The sequence below is a fragment of the Riemerella columbina DSM 16469 genome (genome assembly GCF_000374405.1).
Lineage (GTDB): Bacteria > Bacteroidota > Bacteroidia > Flavobacteriales > Weeksellaceae > Riemerella > Riemerella columbina.
On the sequence record NZ_KB894239.1, the window covers coordinates 1 to 21,184 of the forward strand.

The 21,184-nt window shown below is 37.8% G+C and carries 13 protein-coding genes and 2 pseudogenes; 10 read left to right on the top strand and 5 right to left on the bottom strand.

All coding sequences use genetic code 11. The features are described 5' to 3' along the window. The 4 genes and pseudogenes from C237_RS13650 to C237_RS0106890 form a co-directional block, all read right to left on the bottom strand. Positions 1 to 461, bottom strand: a pseudogene (locus C237_RS13650) (transposase); the annotation flags it as partial. Positions 462 to 989: 528 nt separating this feature from the next. Further along, positions 990 to 3,368, bottom strand: a complete 2,379-nt coding sequence (locus C237_RS13935) for a BACON domain-containing protein (RefSeq protein WP_018675766.1) — start codon at positions 3,366 to 3,368, stop codon at positions 990 to 992. Between the two features lie 25 nt (positions 3,369 to 3,393). After that, the gene (locus tag C237_RS14970) at positions 3,394 to 4,077 is read right to left on the bottom strand and encodes a hypothetical protein (RefSeq protein ID WP_018675767.1); all 684 of its coding nucleotides are present in this window, start codon (positions 4,075 to 4,077) and stop codon (positions 3,394 to 3,396) included. Positions 4,078 to 4,091: 14 nt separating this feature from the next. Further along, positions 4,092 to 4,505 carry a hypothetical protein gene (locus tag C237_RS0106890; RefSeq protein WP_018675768.1) on the bottom strand — a complete coding sequence of 138 codons (414 nt, stop codon included), beginning with the start codon at positions 4,503 to 4,505 and terminating at the stop codon, positions 4,092 to 4,094. 557 nt (positions 4,506 to 5,062) lie between these two features. Here C237_RS0106890 and mutL point away from each other — a divergent pair. The 3 genes from mutL to C237_RS0106905 are packed head-to-tail and all read left to right on the top strand — an operon-like array spanning position 5,063 to position 8,570. Beyond that, positions 5,063 to 6,847, top strand: a complete 1,785-nt coding sequence (gene mutL, locus C237_RS0106895; RefSeq protein ID WP_018675769.1) for a DNA mismatch repair endonuclease MutL — start codon at positions 5,063 to 5,065, stop codon at positions 6,845 to 6,847. 2 nt (positions 6,848 to 6,849) lie between these two features. Continuing rightward, the gene (locus C237_RS0106900) at positions 6,850 to 7,587 is read left to right on the top strand and encodes a rhomboid family intramembrane serine protease (RefSeq protein WP_018675770.1); all 738 of its coding nucleotides are present in this window, start codon (positions 6,850 to 6,852) and stop codon (positions 7,585 to 7,587) included. An 8-nt stretch (positions 7,588 to 7,595) separates the two neighbouring features. Then, positions 7,596 to 8,570 (top strand): endonuclease/exonuclease/phosphatase family protein, encoded by a 975-nt coding sequence (locus C237_RS0106905; RefSeq protein WP_026315545.1) that lies wholly within the window; start codon positions 7,596 to 7,598, stop codon positions 8,568 to 8,570. Between the two features lie 47 nt (positions 8,571 to 8,617). Here the strand turns inward: C237_RS0106905 and C237_RS0106910 are convergent, their stop codons facing one another. After that, positions 8,618 to 11,293, bottom strand: coding sequence for a TonB-dependent receptor (locus tag C237_RS0106910; RefSeq protein WP_026315546.1), 2,676 nt, complete (start codon positions 11,291 to 11,293; stop codon positions 8,618 to 8,620). A 99-nt stretch (positions 11,294 to 11,392) separates the two neighbouring features. On the opposite strand from C237_RS0106910, the gene C237_RS14975 reads away from it, so the two are divergent. The 7 genes and pseudogenes from C237_RS14975 to C237_RS0106940 all read left to right on the top strand — a co-directional run. Continuing rightward, entirely contained in the window at positions 11,393 to 12,820 is a 1,428-nt protein-coding gene (locus C237_RS14975; protein ID WP_020608198.1) for a WD40/YVTN/BNR-like repeat-containing protein, read from the top strand. Continuing rightward, positions 12,784 to 14,502, top strand: coding sequence for a T9SS type A sorting domain-containing protein (locus C237_RS14980; protein ID WP_020608199.1), 1,719 nt, complete (start codon positions 12,784 to 12,786; stop codon positions 14,500 to 14,502). The genes C237_RS14975 and C237_RS14980 overlap by 37 nt, the downstream gene beginning before the upstream one ends. A 195-nt stretch (positions 14,503 to 14,697) precedes the next feature. Beyond that, on the top strand, positions 14,698 to 15,165 hold the full coding sequence (rimP, locus tag C237_RS0106920; protein WP_018675773.1) for a ribosome assembly cofactor RimP: 468 nt from the start codon (positions 14,698 to 14,700) through the stop codon (positions 15,163 to 15,165). Between the two features lie 19 nt (positions 15,166 to 15,184). Then, the gene (nusA, locus tag C237_RS0106925) at positions 15,185 to 16,420 is read left to right on the top strand and encodes a transcription termination factor NusA (protein ID WP_018675774.1); all 1,236 of its coding nucleotides are present in this window, start codon (positions 15,185 to 15,187) and stop codon (positions 16,418 to 16,420) included. Between the two features lie 99 nt (positions 16,421 to 16,519). Next, positions 16,520 to 19,339 carry a translation initiation factor IF-2 gene (gene infB, locus C237_RS0106930; protein ID WP_018675775.1) on the top strand — a complete coding sequence of 940 codons (2,820 nt, stop codon included), beginning with the start codon at positions 16,520 to 16,522 and terminating at the stop codon, positions 19,337 to 19,339. Positions 19,340 to 19,457: 118 nt separating this feature from the next. Further along, the gene (locus C237_RS0106935) at positions 19,458 to 20,780 is read left to right on the top strand and encodes a UDP-glucose dehydrogenase family protein (protein ID WP_018675776.1); all 1,323 of its coding nucleotides are present in this window, start codon (positions 19,458 to 19,460) and stop codon (positions 20,778 to 20,780) included. A gap of 119 nt (positions 20,781 to 20,899) precedes the next feature. Then, positions 20,900 to 21,184, top strand: a pseudogene (locus C237_RS0106940) (hypothetical protein); the annotation flags it as partial.

Sequence of the window (21,184 nt, forward strand, 5' to 3'; positions counted from 1 at the left end):
ACCAACCCATGGTGGATTTACCAGTTGTAGCTAGGTCTTTGAATACTTTATTGCGTTTAATTCTTTTGTTTCCACATACTCTTATTGGAGTGCTATCCACAAAAGAAATCAACGCGTAACTACCTAAGGCACAAGTTTTTGCAAACATAGTAAGAGCTATGACATTAGATTGCATAAGTTCTGTGAATCGGTTATAAGAGACCGTTTGAGGAAATTCCTGTTGCATATGCTTTTGAACATAGAAAATGTAAAAATGCTTAAAAGTTCTAAAACCGCTTAAATGAAAAAGAATCATAATGGTGATCACTTCAGCGTTACTCATTTTGGGCTTCTTTTTGGGAGGCTTTCCGAGAAGAAAAGGTTGAGTGAATTTTTCAAAATCATTACAAAATTGGCTACGCCGAACCTTCGGTTTCATCTACAATACAAAAAATATCCGTAATTTTGTCGTAATTAATCATGAGAAATAGTTGTTAAATACTTGATTTTTAAAAACTTAAAAATACAACTGTTTCTCTTTTTATACAACTTATCTCCCTTAAAATATTAATCGAACTCAGGTTATTAACCTTAAAACCTACCAAACTTCTTATTCCTCGCCTCTTTTTACCACCGAAAACATATACCACCTAAGGCCTGCACAGGTATTGGCTAAAATAAAGTTTAGTTTATAGCTTATAGGCAGGGCTGGGGCTTGAAAAGTTTTTTAAACTTAGGGGGATATGGAACGGAAGCCTTTCTGCCCACGCACACAATACAATTTCTACACCGATAGAATTTTAACGCAAGGCCGACGGAATTTTTACGCGAGGCCGATGGAATTTTAACGCGACACTGATGGAATTTAGCACCCGTGCAATTGGCTTATGATTAGGAGCTTGCGGTAGGGCTTTTTGAAAGCTGAAAAACATAAAAAAACAGAGGCTTTGTAAGCCCCTGTCTTTGGAATTAAAATCTGAATAAACACTTATTCTCTTTTGTATTTAATACTACGGCCTGCTTGGCGTGTCTTCATCATAACCATCTACACAGATAAGCGGTGTTACACGAGGATACTTAGGGAGTTGATTATTGAGGTACTTAGAAAGTTCTTGAGAACTATCTGTTGAAGTCAAATAATAATCACTTTGTTTATATCCCGACCAGTAGGTATTATAATATACACTTGTTCTAATGCTTGCAGATGTTCCTACATACAAATAAGATTTAGTAGCCGTTTTTACCACTTGCGTTTGTATGTAAGCGCCAACTCCCACATCACTAAAATCATCGTTGCCATCTCTTTCCTCGTATAGGGTAAGGAATTCCTCAAAAGTAGGTTCCTCTTTATAATGCCATATTCTATAGCCTTTGTCTGCCCGTAGCCCAGCCGGTGGCGTGGCAGGGCATTTCTCTGCTTTTTGCTTTTGGGCTATCCAACATTCCTTGAGATAGCCTCCACCATAAGTCAGGCGTATGATTCCTTCTTTAAGATCCCCCACCTCTGTTCTTGGTTTAGAAACCACCCTTAGCGTAGTGGCATTCACTTGCGTGGCAGATTCCACCCAGTCTGGGTAGCTCACTACACTCCAATTGCTACTACCCCCATAGCTTACGGTGAAATCCTTCGTCTCGCCATGAATAGAGAAATAACCATTTGTAGCCACGTTAAAATCATCAGTCGGTGGTTGGCGTATGGCAACTTTTACGCCGTTGCCATCGTTGCGGTAGATACGGATAAAGCCTAATTCTGCGGTGGCAGAAGTGTGCGGCTGTGTGGTAAAGCTAAGCGTGCCGTTGCCATTCTGCCCCGTGGCAGTGCCTACGCTAATCCAGCTCGCGCCTGGTAATAGCTCATATTGCCAAGGTTCAGAAGAGTTTATAGTAATGGTACCGCTGCCGTTTTGGTTCGCACTAAAATAAAAAGTAGTAGGGCTTACATTAAACTGTGCCACCGTTTTGTTAGCACTCACACTGCCAAAAGGGCTTTGGCTCCAAGTGGCGGTCATTGGTCCGCCCACATGTGGCTCGCCCGTGAGGGTGTAGCTCAATACTTTGGTGCCGTTGGCAGGGAGGTTAAAATCCGTGTTTTGGTTGGCTTGTACCGTCATCGCTTGGTAGCTGCCGCTTAGCGTTAAGGCATCTTGTGCGTTTAGGTGTACCAGCTCAAAGGCATTGTTGTTGTGCAAGGTTACCTGTACTTGGTTGCTTGCCGTCATGGCTTGGTTCACCACATAGTCGCCCCCAATCTGCATATTGCTTACACTTACATTGGTAAAAGCATTTACGGCTTTGGTGGTATTGGCGTTTCCGCTTACCACCGCATTGGGGTTAAAGGCAGCAATCAAGTTGCCCACAGAGGTTGGCGCACCTTGCAAAGCATAAGTAAGCGTAACCTCGCCACCTACCGGTATGCTTACGCTGGTATTTTGGCTCGGAGCAACACTTAAGCCCGCCACGCCAGAGAGGTTGATGACACGGCTTAAATCGGTATTGCTCACCGCTTGGGTAGAGAAGTTATGGATTTTTACCTGCACTTTCTCGGCATTGGTAACGGTTTTATTGCTGATATAATCGCCCAAAAGCTCCACCGAAAGCACTTTCACAGCAGACTGCTCTTGCACAGGTATGGTGCCGTAGGCAGTTATCGCACCATTGAGGGCAGAGAAATTGGCAGTAAGCACGCCATAACTTAGCGGTGTGCCAGTTACATTATAAGTTAAAGTTTTGCTCTGCCCACCAGCCAAGGCTACATTGGTATAGTCCTCTGCTGCGGTGTAGGAAAGCCCTTGCGAAGCACCATTTAGCCTTAAAGCATTTTGGAAGTTTAAGGAAGAAAAATTAGCACTTGCGTGGTTGGTTACCTTAAACTTGATGGTGTTTCCGCTTGTGGCTACATTCTGCATCCACACCCCTGTGGCGCCTACATACTCGGGCGTAAGGTATTGCGTGTTGGCAGATTCATTGCCACTGCCTAATTTAAGCCATTTACCTTGAGCAACACTTTGATTGGTGCGTCCATTGGGATTATAGAAATAGTAAAAACCTGGCTCTACAGATACTTGAATACCGCCTTTTGTGGCATCTTCCAAGGTCTTTCCTGTAGCTGAGTTGTAAACAATCATACCATCGTAAAAGGTTGGTAGCACTTCGGCACCATCTGGCGTTGTGGTATCAAACTCAAAAGTTGTCAAGTCTACTTGTGGAAATACTAAACCTTTGCCTTTGTTGTTGCTGCCGTTAAAATCAGTGTCATAAGCTGAAGAAGCATCTAAAAAAGCACTATTCCCATTAGGTAGTGTGACAGTATTGGGATTAGCTGTTAAATTGATTTGTGCAAATGTTATACTTGAAGTAAGTATTAACACAAAAAATAACATTTGTTTCATATCGTTTTTTTAATATTTAAATAGTTTAATAATTTGTTGTTCTCCAGTATTGACCATCCCAAATAAATGCCCTTCCACGAAAAGCACCGATTGTAGAAACAGCATACATAACAGTACCTGGCATTCCTGCAACCAAACCATTATGATCAAGCACTTGTAAATTTCCAGAGCCTTCCTTAGATACTACTATCATCTTTCCCGCATCAGCTTGAGTCAATTCAGGTAATCTAACATCTGCTACTGTTTCAGTCCCTATAGCTAACCAAGTGTCTTTAGGTATAACACTACCTCTATCGGTAGGTATCATGTATTTCCCATTGGCGCCATATCGTATTTGCTCCCATGTTTGTGGGGCTGTGGTAGAGTCTCCACCACCTACTTTTTTCCATTTTTGGTCGGTTGTATCAAAATAATAAAAGCCCTTGCCATTTACCAGAGAAGTGGTACCTGTGCCTGCCGTGCCATCGGTGATATAAAGCAAAGTAGATTCGGCAACATCTGTCCCCATCGCCTCGGCTCTTGCAGCCGTAACACGAGGGATTAAAATACCCTCTTTGGAGTTTCCGCTTACATTAGCATCAGCTACTTTAATTTCCAAAGTGGCTTGTGGTGCTTCCTCATTAATTCCTACTTTACCTTGTTGAGCATAAGTGATCAATCCTAAGCTTAAAAAGGCTAATACACCTAATTTCTTCATTGTTTTTTTCATAAAATTTAAATTTGTTAATAATTTATTTGTTTAGTAGCTACAGGATTAAAGCCTGCAACTAAGAATTGAACCAATTGTTTTAAATTGCCAGTGGCAAGTAATGAGTTATTGCATAAAGCTCTAAGCCTTTTGCCTACTGCCTTCGGCTTACGGCTTAAAGCATAGAAAAAACGCCCTGCCCCCAGATATATAACACACAACTTAAAGAAAATGAGGACAGGGCTACAGCCCATGGCAAGGAATGCCAAAGAAAGGGCTGCATATAAGCAGTAAGCTTCAAGCTTTAGGCTTTCAGCAAAGTAAAAGTGAAAAGAGTTAAGTGATAAGTGACTTCCTACATTCGGCTTACTGCCTAAAGCAGATATCGAGTGATGAGGGTTGAGTTTTGAGTTGATGCCTAAAGCCTTTAGCCTACGGCATAAAGCCATAAAACCTCTAAGTTCTAAGCTCTCATCTCTAAACTCTACACAATTGCCTACGGCTAAATAATAAAAAAATTCGTATAATACGCGCGCTACGCAGGAATTAACCTGTGTGTGTGTGTGTGTGTGTGTGTGTGTGTGTGTGTGTGTGTGTTTACACAATTTTCTGAAACCACCAAATTATTTGGGTAGTTTTTTTGAGAAAATTTTATGTTGCTGGTATTGCGTGTCATAACGGCGACAAAGGTACAATAATTTTTTTATTGTGCAAGAAAATTTAGAAATTAGAGCTTAGAAATTAGATTTTAGATGGATTATAAATGCTAAGTTATAGATTATAAATGAAGGTGAAAGTTTTGAGTGATAAGTTTTGAGTGGCTTACTGCCTATTGCTGTTATTGTCTAAATTCTAATTTCTAGCCTCTAATCTCTATTAGTACTTTTTACATTGGTACATTTTACATCAATACATTTCTACATCAATCCCTCATCACATTTTTAGGGCTAATTTTTTCATTAAAAATCTTATGCCTATTTTTGGGGGTTGAAAACCGATTGTTTTTATGTCTGATATTATAAAACTCTTACCGGATTTTGTGGCAAATCAAATTGCTGCAGGGGAAGTGGTGCAACGCCCAGCCTCTGTGGTAAAAGAATTATTAGAAAACGCCATAGATGCCCAAGCGACAGCTATAGAACTGATTGTAAGAGATGCAGGCAAAAATCTAATTCAAGTGGTGGATAATGGCATCGGTATGTCTGAAACAGATGCCAGAATGGCATTTGAAAGACACGCCACTTCTAAAATATACAGTACAGAAGATATTTTTAAAATTTCTACTAAAGGCTTTCGTGGGGAGGCTTTAGCATCTATTGCAGCGGTGGCTCAGGTGGAGTTAAAAACAAAAAAAGCAGACGATACCGTAGGGACTAATATTTATATTGAAGGTGGAGAATTACAATTTCAAGAAGCCGTTCAGGCGGCTGATGGCTCTAGTTTTTCGGTGAAGAATTTATTTTATAATGTCCCAGCAAGACGCAAGTTTTTAAAATCTGATAATGTAGAATTTAGGCATATCATAGACGAGTTTCATCGGGTGGCATTGGCACATGAACAAATTGAATTTTCACTTTACCACAACGATGAGGAAATCTTTAAACTAAGAAAAGGCAGTCTGTTGCAAAGAATAGTAGAAGTGTTTGGTCGTAAGATGCAGCCGCTGCTCATTCCTATAAAAGAAGAAACGGATTGGGTAAAACTGAGTGGCTTTGTAGCCAAGCCAGAAGGTGCCAAGCGTTCCCGAAGTGAGCAATTTTTCTTTGTTAATGGACGCTATTTCCGTAGTCCTTACCTCAATAAAGCCGTGCAAGAGGCATTTGATGGATTGTTGCAAAATGGCTATAATCCTTCCTTTTTTCTTTATTTGGAAATAGACCCCGATAGGATAGACATCAATATCCACCCCCAAAAAACGGAAATTAAATTTGAAGACGAAGCGTTGATATTTGCTTTGATTCGCTCTACGGTTAAGCGTTCCTTAGGGGTTTATAATGTAGCCCCAAGTTTAGATTTTGATAAAGACGAACGCCAAAATCCACTATTCCATATTCAGAAAGAACAATACCTTAGCCAACATCAGTCTAAAAAGGCGCCACCCATCGAGGTGTCTAGAGATTATAACCCTTTCAAACAAGAGGTAGTGAGCCCAGCGGAAAGTCGGGCTTTAGTAGAAATGTATCAACAAAACATTCAAGATGCAGAACCTTCTAAAATCAACCTTTTTGAAGATGAAGATTTTGACGAGGATTTAATGCGACTGCCCAATGGCTATTGGCTGTATAACCAAGGGGAGCAAACTTTGATGCTGGATTTAGGGCGTATGCACCGCGTGATTTTAAGCGAAAAACAACAGTCCAAACGCGAGCAGGCACCCCCTCAGAAATTGTTATTTTCTATTGAATACCTTCTCAATGAAATGGAAAAAAATAAATTCCGTTCTATAAAAAAATACTTGCCCAAATTGGGGTTCGAGATGGAACTGGGTGACGACCATGTGTTGAGAATTCACGCCATACCACAGGACCTAAGTGAAAAGCAAGTGAATCTGTTTATGGAGCAATTGTTTGAAATATTAGACTATAAAACAGAGGAGGAATTTATGACCTATTATATCAATCAATGGGTTAAAATTAATGCCAAGTCCCGTTTTGATTTTTTCTATAAAACGCAGGTAGAGGATTTAATTAAAAAATTTACAGAATTAGGCTTTCCACAATATACACCATCAGGGAAAAAATGCTTTATTGCGTTGCCTTTGGAAGACCTTAAAAATAAAATTAAAAACTAATTATGTTGAATCAGATTCCACGCCTTACTAAAGGGCTTATCATCATTAATGTATTGATGTTTATCGCTTCGGAATACCTTATTCCTGCACATATCAGCAATCTTTTAGCCGCTTATTTTCCATTATCGCCTAATTTTAGGTCGTGGCAAATTGTCACCCATATGTTTATGCATGGCGGTTGGATGCATTTGTTGTTCAATATGGTAGGGCTTTGGAGTTTTGGTCCAGTATTGGAGCGGGTATTGGGGGAAAAGAAATATCTGATTCTCTATTTTATGAGTGGACTTGGAGCATTTATCGTGTTTAACCTTTGGAACTACTACCAATACTATGATATTATGCAAGCACTCCAGTCCCAAGGGGAAGATGTGGCCGCTATTTTCAGAAGTGTAGATTTGGAACATTCGGTGGTTAATTTTAATCAAATTTTTAGTGATGGTAGTGCTAAAGGAGAAATGCAACGCTTCTTATTATCGCCTATGGTGGGAGCTTCGGGAGCATTGTTTGGCGTACTAGCAGCGTTTGCAGTATTATTTCCAGATGCTAAATTGATATTTTTATTCATTCCGTTTCCTATCAAGGCTAAAATTTTGTTCCCGATATTTATTGCGGGGTCACTTTATCTTGGATTGGCACAGAGAGATGGGGATAATATAGCCCATTTTGCTCATTTAGGTGGAGCAATTGTTGGATTTATCTTGGTGAAACTTTGGAGTAGAAATAGATTTAGGATACAATAACCAAAGCGATGAAACTAGTTAGATGGCTCATATTGTTGTTACATATTTTAGCATTAGGGCTTCTCTATGCTATGCTTTTTAATGCTTATATTCCACCTAGAATCTTTCCTGAGCTCAACCTTTTATCTTTAGGGTTTCCGCTTTTATTGGGGCTTAATGTGCTATTTTGTTTGTACTGGCTAGTCGCGTGGAGAAAGCGAGGACTATTTTTTCTTTTAGCTATCATCTTATTACTCACGCCTATCCGAAGATGGTTAAATTACACCCCAGTAGAATCCCCAAAAATGGGAAAGATTAAGATCCTAAGTTTTAATATTAAAGGTGCACAATATGGTACTAAAAATATCAAAAACTATATTGATAACCAAGCGGCAGATCTGGTCATTCTGCAAGAGTCTTATCATTATAAAGAAGAACAAATGCGTTTTCCATACCGAAAAAAAATGGATTTGTTTACTTTTTATAGCAAATATCCAATTATCAATTCTGACCGTATTGGTAATGGCTTTGCGGGGTTTATAGATGTGGATATGGAAGGGACTAAAGTAAGGATTATTAATGTGTATCTCAATCCATTTTATTTGGATAAAGCTATGGTGAAGCCCAGCCGTAATTTGGAGATTAATGAACGCAAAGCTAAAGGGCTTATTAACCGAATGATGCCTATATTTAAAACTCACCAAGAGCAGGTAGAAACCATTAAAAATGAAATAGAACGCTCGCCTTATCCTGTAATTGTGGGGGGTGATTTTAATGCCGTGCCCAATTCGTATGAGTATTATACCATCTATGAACTTTTGCAGGATAGTTTTTTAGAAGTAGGCAATGGGCTGGGGACTTCGTTTCACGATTATAAATTTCCTATCAGGATAGATTATCTTTTCTTTTCCAATGCATTTAAAATAAAAACCTTTCAAACGGATAGAACGCGAAAAATTTCCGACCACTATCCCATTATTTCGACTTTTGATATCAAAAAATAGCGATTCCCCGAAGAGAACCGCTAAATGGTGTATAATATTAAGGAGGGTTATTTAAAATTAAATTTAACACTAAACATCAACTGGCTTGGGCGGATGTTGATTAATGTTCTTCGGATACTATTGTCTTGGCTGTTGATACTTACCGTTTCGTAGTATTTCTTGTTACCAATATTTAGCCACTTCAACTCAAAATCAATTTTCTTTTTTGCCCAAGTGTATTGGTAAGATAAATCATAGAAGCTATTTCTAAAGTGGTCTGTATCGGTTTTGGAAGTGCTGTCATCCCAAGTAAAGCCAATGGTATGGTCTTCCAACGGATAGATGAAAGCGGCTAGTGTATGGTCCCAACCAGAGGATTTATAAGTTACCCCTGTGGAAGTATTTTTGTTTTTATTCCAAGAAAAATTGATGTTGTAATCTACACTTAACCAAGATAATAGTGTATTATTAAACTTACCTCCGAACGACTGTCTGTTGTTTTTATTATAAATTAAATTATTATTGAGCATAGAGATGCTTTCGGAATCGTTATTTGCGAAATTTAAAGATAAATTGGTTTTAAACTTCGGGAAATATTTTCCTACTTCCGCACTTTCGGATTGAGAGACTGCGGTATTATCATAGGCTATCACTTCGGATAGGAAAGACGCGCCATTTCTCGTGATTGCCGTGATGAGGTTTCTCTTATTAGTCGCATAGCGGTATCTCGCATTCATAAATAAATTATTCAGTGGATTACGATATTCCAAAGTAGAACCGATACTTTTAGAAAGATTCTCTGGCATAATGTTCGTTTGTGGCGCTTTATTGGTAAAGTAATCGGCATTGGTCATCATAGTGCCCTCATAGAGTGAGCCAAAACTCCCGAAACTATAATTGATGCTTCCAAAACCTCTTAGTTTCCAGAACGATGCGAAATCATAGTTCATAAAAAAACTCGGTTCTAAAACAGTAGCAGTTAAACTTCTGTCTTTTCCATTTCTAAGGAAATCCTTATAGGTAACGCTATAAAAGTTAAGCGGTGCATTGAGGTAAAGATTAAATCTATCGCCTTTGTAATTTAAACCTAATTTGGTACTTGGCTTCATTTCATTCCAAACCATATCATTTCGATAGTCTTGTCCAAACGAAAATGCAGTATTGCCATTAAGTCCAAACAATTCGGAATTCATTTGGTTAAAGTTCATATCCAAACCTACCTCTGGGGTTATTGTCCATTTGCCCCAACTGAATCCCACCGATGCTGAGTGGTTAATTTCCGCAGATTTAATATTCAGCTGTTGTTCTAAAGACTGATAATTTACAGCCCCGATGAGTTTGTTTTGAGAATATAACGCAGGCGAGGAAGTTAAGGTTTGCTTATCATTTTTAATGTTAATATAAGACATAGCGTTCACCAGTTTTTCGCCTACGGGGATTATAGTGCTTAAGGAGTTTTGGAAAGACCCCGTTGGAGCGTAATTATTCTGTCCTGAGGTTCTAGACCCACTAAATTCTTTTTTATAGACATCGGCGTTATCGATGTTCCAAAAGCCATCCCAAGTGGTTACATTTTTAAAGAACCCTTTTTTGGCATTTTTAGTAAAGATAAGTTCCCCTTTAGCTTGGTTGGTATAGAAATTATTTTTTTTCTGGGTAATATAGGTTTCATTGCCAAAGGTTACCTCTTGCAAATCCTCGCGTTCTATGGCGTTGTTAGCATAGCTCAGATTGGCTTTTAACTCCCATTCTTTATTTTTAAATGGACTGGTCAGTAGGTTGGCAGAGAAATAATGGACATTATTCATAAGGTAGCGCTTTTCAGGGACATTGGGTGTAGAGGCGGTTTCAACCCCAACCCAAGATTCTTGCGAAATATTGCGTCTTACCCCTTCCCATCGGCTCCCAAAGGATAAAATACGCCCTTCTTTTTCTACACTTTCGCCCATATTATTGGCTTTATAGTTTACCACCCATTGGTTTTTCTGCCCAAAAAACATAGGGGTTACTTTAGCATTCCAAAGCAATGGTGAGAAGCCTAGTCCAATATCCCCTCTACCCGTCATGGTTACTTTATTTTTTAATTTAATGTTGATGGCGGCTCTATCGGACGGAACTTTATCCTGCAATACCTTTACAGGTTGGTGGTTTTCCATAACTTCCACTTTTTTTACGGCATCTTTAGGGAGTGCATTGTTAATGGTGCCATAGCCACCTTCCATTAGATCTTTACCATTAACATAAAATTTATTAATAGGTTCCCCTTGGTAGAGGATAGAGCCATCTTTATTCACTTCAATGCCTGGGATTTTCTTTAGAACATCGGCTAAAGTTCTATCACTTTTGCTTTCAAATGCCTTTAAATCATAGGAAATGGTATCACCGCGTTTGGTAATGATTCTAGATTTTAACCGAACCTCTTTAATTTCTGTAACTTCGGATTTTAATTTAAAACTAAGGGTTTGGGATTGGTTGTTTACTTCCTTCGATTGTGTCTGGTGGTTAAAGGCTTTAATCGTAAACTTCAATTGTTCCGCTGAGGTTTTAAAACTTAACTTGAAGGAGCCTTTGTTATCGGTAAGCGTATAAGCGATAATACCACTCTTACCCACTTCTTGTACGGTAACGCTAGCACTAGCAAGTGCATCACCATTAGTGTTACTCACTTTTCCTGAAATTACAGTTTGTGCCCAAATCATAGATAAACTACATAATAATAGGCAGAGGGAGGTTAGTTTTTTCATTGTCGGAGTTTTATTAATTAGATTGGTAATGTTTTATTTTTTGTTACAGGACAAATATATAAATAAAATTTTAAAAAACTAATTTATTAGGTATAAAATTTGAAAAGTATCCTATTATATCCTATTTTACTGTATCTTTGCAAAAAAATTATTAATAATGATGATGAAAATTACGGTTTAATTATTTTAGCCTTTTTGATGTCTATAGGCTACTGTAATGCTCAAACCCAAGAACTCTACGACCCCTACACACCCGAATATTTTACAGGTAATGACCCAGCGTGGTTGCAAGAAATTCAAAAAAATCCGCGTGGCGTTAATTTCTTTGAAATGGAAAGAAAATTTCAAGAATGGCTAGCCTCTGACCCCGATGCGAAAAAGAAAACTCCCGAGAAAAAACCAGCGGTGAATTTCTACAGAAGATGGAGGAGGGCCTACGAGCCTTTTGTAAATAACAAGGGAGAAATCGTGCTACCGAAAAAATCAGAATATTTAAAGAAGATAGATGCCTCCAACGCTACCGTACAGCAGAATTTAACATCTGGAAGGAGAAGTAAAAGAGCCTTGAACACAACTGCTAAAAAATGGCAAAATATAGGTCTCTATAAAACGGCTAAAAATGATCAATACACAGGTTTTGTTGCCTCCTATGACTCCCATGCCAATGTGTTTAGAATAGATGTTTTTAAAAAAGACCCCAATATATTGTACTGCGGAGCCGAAACAGGCGTAGTGTTTAAGACTACAGACAAGGGGTTGAATTGGCAAGCCTGCGACCCTACATTCAATTTTGGAAAAGAAATCAAAGCTATTTATATAGACCATAGTGATTCTAATACCGTTTGGGTAGGCTCTGATGTTGGGCTATTTGTAACAAGAAACGGAGGTACTAGCTTTACTAGAATTGATGGCGTAACTTCCACAGTAAATAGTATAAGGGTAAGCCCTAGTGATAAAAATGAAGTTACAGTAGCTGCGGCAGATGGCTTTTACCGTTCAACTGACGGGAAAAGTTTTCAAAAAATACTTAATGGTAAGTTTTACGACCACGAATTAAAACCCAACAATCCAAAAACCGTATATCTATTAGGAGAAAAAAAGACTTCGAATAGAGGCGAATTGTACATTTCATATGATGGAGGACAAAACTTCAGAGAAACAGTAGATGTGCAAGGCAATGGAGTAAGAGCAGGACGGTTAGCTGTAACCCATGCTACAGGGGGAGAAGATTATGTCTATGCTTTGGTTAATATCAATAGTTTTGGGTATTCTTATGGTATGCCCCGAATTCTCAAGAGTATTGATGCAGGACTTCATTGGGAAGACAAAACGGTAGCAACAGGTCAATTTTATGACAGAAAAAATACTTTTTGCCCTTCTATAGATGCAAAACAAGGTGGGCAAGGGTACTATGATATGATGATTGGCGTTTCCGATACCAATCCCGAACATATCATCTTTGGTTTATGTAGCGCTTATCGTTCTTTGAAATGGGCGGAGAAGGAGGCTATTTCGAAAATACGATAGGAGATTATTGCAACGGAAATCAGCAAATTCACCCAGATATGCAAGACATTGCTGTGGCAGGAAACGAAGTCTGGATCGCCAATGATGGCGGAATTAAATACTCCCCTTCATTTTTTGAAACACAAGGAGAAAATAGAGTAAACGGAATATATGCAGCAGATTTCTGGGGCTTCGGGCAAGGCTGGAACGAAGATGTAATGGCAGGAGGAAGATGGCACAACGGAGACGCCGTAATGATAAATAACAATAGCTACGGAAAAACCTCAGTCTATGTAGGAGGCGTAGAGCAAGCCACAGGCTATGTAATGCTAAGCAATCCTAAAAAAGTCTATTTCTCCGATGGTGCGGCACTATTTACTATGCCCGATAAACTTGATGGACAAATTTTAGCTGATTATCAAAAATTTTATACTCGTCCTTACGAAGTACTCAAGAATCATGGTTTTATGGCTACTGACCCTCGTTATGCAATGCGAATACTGATTCACCCCAGTCAAAATTTTTGGTCAGCTAGCGGTAGAATTGAAGAGACAAAAAATGAAGGAGGTATAAACTCTTTTACCACCCTTTTCGATACTCAAGGAGAGCCTATCTCCAATATAGAATTTGCTCGTTCTAACCCTAATACCATTTATGCCTGTGGTATTTATTATGTCTATAAGTCTTTAGACAATGGAAAAAATTGGGAAAAGCTACCTCAAATATCAGGCGATTTAGGATTCGCTTATTATTCGTATAACCCCACTTCATACCTTGCCGTAGATCCAAAAGACGAAAACAAATTATGGGTAGTTCAGTCCCGTACTGCGGGAGCTGTAGCTTATTCAGAAGACGGAGGACATAGTTGGAAAAACCCATTAAACGGAGCCTTGAAAAAAATAGAATTTCGCTGGATAATCCTCACAGGAGATGAACATAATGGTGTTTACTTAGGCTGCGAAAACGAGGGTAAAGTATATTATAAAGATGATACCTTAAGCGATTGGATTGATTATTCAGAAGGCTTGCCTTCGGCGGCGCGCCCAACAAGATTGCTTCCTTTTTACAAAGAAGGCAAACTAAGAGTAGGAACTAGCCAAGGGATTTGGGAAATTCCTCTTTACAGACAGGATTTCAAACCTGTAGCCCAGCCATTAGCACTAAATCTAGCACAGGCAGAATTAACCAATGCCGATGAAATGGTATTCTTTGATTTGTATTCAATTGTAAACCAAAGTAATATTAAATGGGAATGGAGTTTTAGCCCTGAGCCATACTATGTGGACAATCATAACATTAGAAATCCCAAAGTAATTTTTAAATACAACGGAAACTATGATGTAACCCTAAAAGTGACGACACCAGAAGGCTCACATTCCCGTACAATTCCCAATATGGTAATTGTGAAAAATGGAACAAACCTAGCTACTGGTGAAGCATCGGTACAGCAAAATCAAGTAGAAGTTTATCCATCTTTATTGAATGCAGGTGAAGATTTGAAGATAAAACTTAATAACTTTAGTGCGAAAAAAGACAAGCAATTTATGGTGTACGACGCTCGAGGAGTACTTGTAAAACATCTTCGATTAGATCAAGATAATACGCTAAATCAATTGTCTACTAAAGGATTGCCGAAAGGAGTTTATATTTACTTATTTGTTGCTTCGGACTATAAAAAATATGGTAAATTTATTGTGAAATAATTATGTCATCGGTGGTTGCCTTATGGTTGACCACCGATGGTTTTTATGCTGCTTAACGCTTATTTGCAACTAGGATTTTGTTAGATACAAAAAAATATCTATCTTTGCAAAAGATTAACGGATAATAATGGGAAGGGCTTTTTCAAAAAGCCTTTTTTCGTAGGTTAATAATTCGTAATAAATTTTATCAAAAGAATGACTTTTAAAGACCAAATAGAAACATTACTCAACCAATGCCTTGCGGAACGAGAGGATTTATTTTTAATCGACTTAAAAATTTCCCCTTCAGATGATGTTACGGTAATTATTGATGGAGACCATGGCGTTTCAGTACAGGATTGTTTAGATGTCAGTCGGGCGATAGAATTTAATATGGATAGAGACGCCCGCGACTTTTCTCTACAGGTGATGTCAGCAGGGCTTAGCGAACCTTTAACTATGATAAGACAATTTAAAAAAAATATTGGTAGAAATTTAGATATTTTACTTAATGATTCTTCTAAGATAGAGGGCGAGCTGTCAAAAGTGGAGGAAGATAAAATTACCTTAATTCTTCGTTATAGAAAACCTAAGGAAGTAGGCAAAGGTAAAGTAGATGTAGAAGAGGAACGCGAAGTGTTTTACAGTGATATTAAAAAAGCATTAGTAGCGCTTAAATTTTAAATAAAAAACAAACATATAAATGGATAACTTAGCTTTAATAGAAGCGTTTGGAGATTTCAAAGATGAAAAAAACATCAGCAAGATAGACTTGATGGCGATTATCGAGGACTCTCTAAAAACACTTTTAAGAAAAAGATACGATTCAGATGATCACTTTGATGTGATTGTAAATCCAGATAAAGGAGATTTTCAGATATTTTTAAATAAAATCGTTGTAGAAGATGAAATGTCTGAAGACGATGATTTAGAAATAGAACTTTCCGAAGCTAGAAAAGTAGATCCCACTTTTGAAGTGGGCGAAGATTTTACCCAAGAGATTAAAGTATCTCAACTGGGAAGAAGAAATATCCTTACACTAAAGCAAATTTTAGCCACTAAAATTCAGGAACATTATAATGCTCATCTTTATGAACAATTTAAAGATAGAATTGGTGAAATTATGGTGGGGGAGGTGCATCACATCAGATTTAAACATGTGATTCTTCTAGATGAAGATGGTAACGAATTTATACTACCTAAAGAAAAACAAATTTCTTCAGACTTCTTTAGAAAAGGAGATAATGTAAGAGCGGTGATAGAAAGTGTAGACTTTAAAGGCTCTAAGCCACAGATTACCATTTCTAGGGTGTCGCCAAAATTCTTAGAAAGATTATTGGAATTAGAAATTCCTGAGATTCAAGACGGGACTATTATTCTTAAAAAAGCCGTAAGACTTCCAGGTGAGAAAGCGAAAATTGCAGTAGACGCCTATGATGATAGAATAGACCCTGTAGGGGCTTGTGTGGGAGTAAGAGGTTCTAGAATCCACGGGGTAGTAAGAGAATTGAAGAATGAAAATATTGATGTGATTCAATGGTCTAAAAATCCAGAAATTCTGATTAAAAGAGCTTTAGGAAATGTGACCATTAATAAAATTGAAGTGGATGAAGAGTCAGAAAGGGCTCTAGTGTATACGCCATCTGACGAAATTGCAAAAATTATTGGAAAAAATGGTCAGAATATTAGATTAGCGTCTTGGCTTACAGGCTTTGAGATAGATGTTTACAGAGAATTTGAAAATGAAGAAGACGATGTAGATATCAGAGAGTTTGAAGATGAAATTGAAAAATGGATTATTGATACTTTCCTTAAAGTAGGATTAGACACAGCGAAAAGTATTCTAGATAAAGATACAGATGCTTTGGTACGCTTAACTGATTTAGAAGAAGAGACCATAGAAGATGTTAAGGGAATTCTAAGTGCAGAATTTGAATAGCATGTAAAAATCAAAGTTTTAGCTTAACTTTGCAAAAGAAAAAAATATATAAATTAATTAAAAAGCAGAGAGTCCCACTCAATGCTATGATAAAACATTATGCCAAAAAAGATTAGATTAAATAAAGCAGTTAAGGAGCTTAATATATCCGTTTCTAGAGCCGTAGATTTTTTAAAGTCGAAAGAAATAGAGGTGGAAAGTAATCCCAATGCTCTATTAGCACCAGAGGCATATTCTGCATTAGTTGCCGAATTCCAGAAAGATGGAGAGCAAAAAAAGGCATCTAGTGAGGTGGTGATATCCAAGGTTCCTGAAGAAAAAATTGAACTTAAAGAGGAAAAAGCCCCTGAGGTTATAAGAGCCAAATCTTCTGAAGCCCCTGAACCTAAAATTTTAGGAAAAATAGATTTAGGTGCTAAAGGGAAGGAAGAACCTAAAAAAGAAGAAAAAGTATCTGTAAAAGAGGAAGGAGCACCAGTTTCGGTTGCGACATCTGAACCTGAATCAGAGCAAAAGAAAGACGAGCATAAACAAGAATTTAAAGTTCTGGATAAGATTGATCTTTCTCAAATAGAGTCTTCATCTAAAAAAAGACCAGCTAAAAAGTCAACTAAAAAAGAAGAGCCTAAGAAGGAAAAACAACCTAAGGCTAAAACTGAAACTCCTAAAAAAGTTGATGCAAAATTGTCTAAGGCGGAAGTTGCAGAGACGCCTAAGTCTGATGAAACGGCTAAAGAGCCTCAAGAGTCTAAAGTAATAGAGACCAATTATCAGAAATTAGAAGGTCCAAAAATTCTAAAACAGAAAGTCGATTTATCTCAGTTTGAAGATCGTTCTAAAAAGAAAAAGAAAAGAAAGAGAATTTCTAAGACTGAAGAAAATAAACCGACTACCACTACGGAGGCTAATGCTAATAACAAATCAAAACCATCTAACAATAAAAGAAACGAGGGAGGCGGCAGAAGCCGCGGAGGTAAGAAGAAGAGAGGAGAGAAGGCAATGCCTGTAGAACTCACAGAAGAACAGGTAAAAAACCAAATTAAAGAAACGCTAGAAAAGCTTACCAATAAAGGAGGTAAATCTAAATCAGCGAAATATAGAAAAGAAAAAAGAGTTCAAAGAAGAGAGTCCGATGCCGAGCGTGAAGAACTGGCAGCAATGGATAGAACACTTAAAGTAACCGAATTTATTACTGTAGGTGAATTAGCCAGCTTAATGGATGTTTCTGCAACAGAAGTTATTTCAGCTTGTTTCTCTCTAGGGGTAATGGTTACAATGAACCAAAGACTTGAAGCAGATACGCTTACCCTTGTGGCAGAGGAATTTGGTTATCAAGTAGAATTTGCAGATGCAGAATTAACTGATGAAATTGCCGATGAGGAAGAAGACGATCCAGCAGACTTAGAACCTAGAGCACCAATCGTTACGGTAATGGGGCATGTGGATCATGGTAAAACTTCACTTTTGGACTACATTAGAAAGACCAATGTTATTGCTGGTGAGTCTGGTGGTATTACACAGCATATCGGGGCATATAATGTGAAACTAGATAATGACCAACGCATTACATTCCTAGATACTCCAGGTCACGAGGCGTTTACTGCGATGAGGGCTAGAGGGGCGCAAGTTACCGATATTGCGATTATCGTAATTGCAGTGGACGACGATGTGATGCCTCAAACCAAAGAGGCGATTTCTCACGCTCAGGCAGCAGGAGTACCTATGATTATCGCGCTTAACAAAGTGGATAAGCCCAATGCTAACCCAGATAAAGTTCGTGAACAATTGTCAGCTATGAATATTTTAGTTGAAGAATGGGGCGGTAATGTTCAATGTCAGGAAATATCTGCAAAATTCGGTAATAATATAGACTTACTTTTAGAAAAAGTATTAATTCAAGCCGAGTTATTAGAACTTAAAGCCAATCCAAATAAAAATGCTCAAGGGGTGGTGATTGAAGCTTCATTAGATAAAGGTAGAGGCTATGTTTCTACGATGCTAGTAGAAGCGGGTACTCTAAAAGTTGGGGATTATGTTTTAGCAGGTAAAAACCATGGTAAGGTAAAGGCAATGCTAGACGAGAGAGGAAAAAATATGAAGTCAGCTGGTCCTTCAATTCCAGTTACCATTCTTGGTTTAGATGGGGCGCCAACGGCTGGAGATAAGTTTAGAATCTTCGATGACGAAAGAGAAGCTAAAACAATCGCCAATAAAAGAGAGCAACTTCAAAGAGAGCAGTCGATTAGAACTAAGAAACACTTAACCTTAGATGAAATCGGACGAAGAATTGCATTAGGCGACTTTAAAGAACTGAATATTATCCTTAAAGGGGATGTGGATGGTTCTGTAGAAGCCCTTTCAGATATGCTTCAAAGATTATCTACGGAAGAAATTCAAATTAATATTCTTCTTAAAGGTGTTGGTCAAATTACAGAAAGTGATATTCTTCTAGCTACGGCATCTGATGCGGTGGTGATTGGATTTAATGTAAGGGCGGGGGTTAATGCCAAAGATCTTGCAGAGAAAGAAGAAATCGAAATTAGAACTTATTCTGTAATCTATGATGCTATTGATGATGTAAAAGAAGCGATGGAAGGTATGTTATCACCAGAAATTAGAGAACAAGTGGTGGGTAATGTAGAAATTAGAGAAGTATTCAAAATCTCTAAAGTAGGGACTATTGCGGGTTGTATGGTGTTAAGCGGAAAAGTAACGCGTAATTCTAAAGTAAGATTGCTTAGAGACGGCATCGTGAAGTTTGATGGCGAATTAGAAAGTTTAAAACGCTTTAAAGACGATGTAAAAGAAGTAAATAAAGGCTATGAATGTGGACTGAACTTGAAGGGGTATAATGATATAGAAGTTGGAGATATCCTAGAAGTATATGAAGAAGTAGCAGTTAAGAAAAAACTAAAGTAAATTAGTGATATTAATATAAATCCTGTACTAAATAGTTAGTGCAGGTTTTTTAATTTATGAAAAGATATCAATTGTATAAGCAAAGATTTATAACTATTTTTGTACAAAATTATTAATTATGAATATAACCATCGTTGGAACAGGATATGTGGGTTTAGTAACAGGAACTACACTAGCAGAATTAGGGAATAACGTATATTGCGTAGATATAGATGAGGCAAAGGTAGAAGGAATGAGGAAAGGTATTGTACCAATCTATGAGCCTAATTTGGAAGAAATGTTCCTAAGAAATATCCAAGCGAAGCGATTATTTTTTACAACCAATTTAGAGGAAGCTGTTAATCAATCAGAAGTGATATTCCTCGCGTTACCAACGCCACCTGGGGAGGATGGTTCCGCAGATTTATCCTATGTACTAAAAGTAGCGAATGATATCGGTGAAATGATAACCGAATACAAAGTGATAGTTAATAAATCTACTGTACCAGTGGGGACAGCCGATAAGGTAAGAGAAGTTGTATCTTCAAAAACCCAAGTTCCTTTTGATGTGGTGTCTAACCCAGAGTTTTTGCGCGAAGGTTTTGCTGTAAAAGATTCTATGAACCCAGCGAGAGTAGTCGTAGGAACATCCTCAGATAAGGCTAGAGATATTATGGCGAAAATTTATCAGCCATTTACCAATACAGGAGTGCCAATCATTTTTATGGATGAAAAATCATCTGAATTAACTAAATATGCGGCAAACTCATTTCTAGCCGTTAAGATTACCTTTATGAATGAAATTGCGAATTTCTGTGAAAAAGTAGGAGCAGATGTGGATAAGGTAAGATTAGGAATGGGCAGTGACGATCGTATTGGGCATCGTTTCCTATTCCCAGGAATTGGTTATGGGGGAAGTTGTTTTCCGAAGGATGTAAAGGCGTTAATTAAATCAGGAAAGCAAGAACAATACAATTTCCAAATTTTAGAATCCACAGAAGCAGTTAATCAAAATCAAAAAGTCGTTTTAGTGTCCGATATCGAAAACTATTTTGATAGGAACTTAAAAGGAAAAAAGATTGCGCTTTGGGGCTTAGCTTTTAAAGCGAATACGGATGATATTAGAGAGGCATCGTCCCTAGACAATATCAAATTATTATTAGAAAAAGGAGCAACGATTACAGCTTACGATCAAATTGCAGAAGCAAATGTAAAAAAGATTTTAGGCGACAAAATTTCTTATGCTAAAGATATGTATTCTGCATTAGATGGTGCGGATGCTTTACTTATTACCACAGAATGGTCAGAGTTTAAAAATCCAAACTTCGATTTAATGGCAGAAAAAATGAACCACAAAGCCATATTTGATGGTAGAAATATGTTTGCTTTAGAACAAGTGGAAGGCACAGGGTTCTATTATAAGAGTATTGGAAGAAGGGTGATTAAGTGTAAAGTTTCATAACATTATTGATTGCATTCTATCCTCATAGGATTTACTTTAAAGGCTAGCCTTCAAAGTAAATCCTATGAGGAACTGATAAAAAAGTTGGTTATTTTTGTTTCTCATAAATGAAAATAATTATGCAAATTTATCATTCAAACGCCACTACGAATATAAACATTCGTCAGCAAATTCAAAAATCTAAGGCTAGTAATTTTGAGTTAGCCCAGCAATTTAACACATCGCAACAAACCGTTTCTAAGTGGAAAAATAGAAATTCTCTTAAAGACAAATCCTCCAGACCTAAATCCATTCGGTATGCTCTAACCAATGAGCAAACCGCATTGGCTATCAGTTTGAGAAAGTCCACTTGGATGAGCTTAAATGAAGTGTGGGAAGCCCTGCTAACAGTAGATGAAAACATT

Bases quoted from the DNA above. Each gene is read 5' to 3' on its own strand.
- mutL (WP_018675769.1), top strand. From the start codon at position 5,063: ATGTCTGATATTATAAAACTCTTACCGGATTTTGTGGCAAATCAAATT.
- C237_RS0106890 (WP_018675768.1), bottom strand. From the start codon at position 4,505: ATGGCTTTATGCCGTAGGCTAAAGGCTTTAGGCATCAACTCAAAACTC.
- C237_RS14970 (WP_018675767.1), bottom strand. From the start codon at position 4,077: ATGAAAAAAACAATGAAGAAATTAGGTGTATTAGCCTTTTTAAGCTTA.
- rimP (WP_018675773.1), top strand. From the start codon at position 14,698: ATGACTTTTAAAGACCAAATAGAAACATTACTCAACCAATGCCTTGCG.
- nusA (WP_018675774.1), top strand. From the start codon at position 15,185: ATGGATAACTTAGCTTTAATAGAAGCGTTTGGAGATTTCAAAGATGAA.
- C237_RS0106935 (WP_018675776.1), top strand. From the start codon at position 19,458: ATGAATATAACCATCGTTGGAACAGGATATGTGGGTTTAGTAACAGGA.
- infB (WP_018675775.1), top strand. From the start codon at position 16,520: ATGCCAAAAAAGATTAGATTAAATAAAGCAGTTAAGGAGCTTAATATA.
- C237_RS0106905 (WP_026315545.1), top strand. From the start codon at position 7,596: ATGAAACTAGTTAGATGGCTCATATTGTTGTTACATATTTTAGCATTA.
- C237_RS14980 (WP_020608199.1), top strand. From the start codon at position 12,784: ATGGGCGGAGAAGGAGGCTATTTCGAAAATACGATAGGAGATTATTGC.
- C237_RS13935 (WP_018675766.1), bottom strand. From the start codon at position 3,368: ATGAAACAAATGTTATTTTTTGTGTTAATACTTACTTCAAGTATAACA.
- C237_RS0106910 (WP_026315546.1), bottom strand. From the start codon at position 11,293: ATGAAAAAACTAACCTCCCTCTGCCTATTATTATGTAGTTTATCTATG.
- C237_RS0106900 (WP_018675770.1), top strand. From the start codon at position 6,850: ATGTTGAATCAGATTCCACGCCTTACTAAAGGGCTTATCATCATTAAT.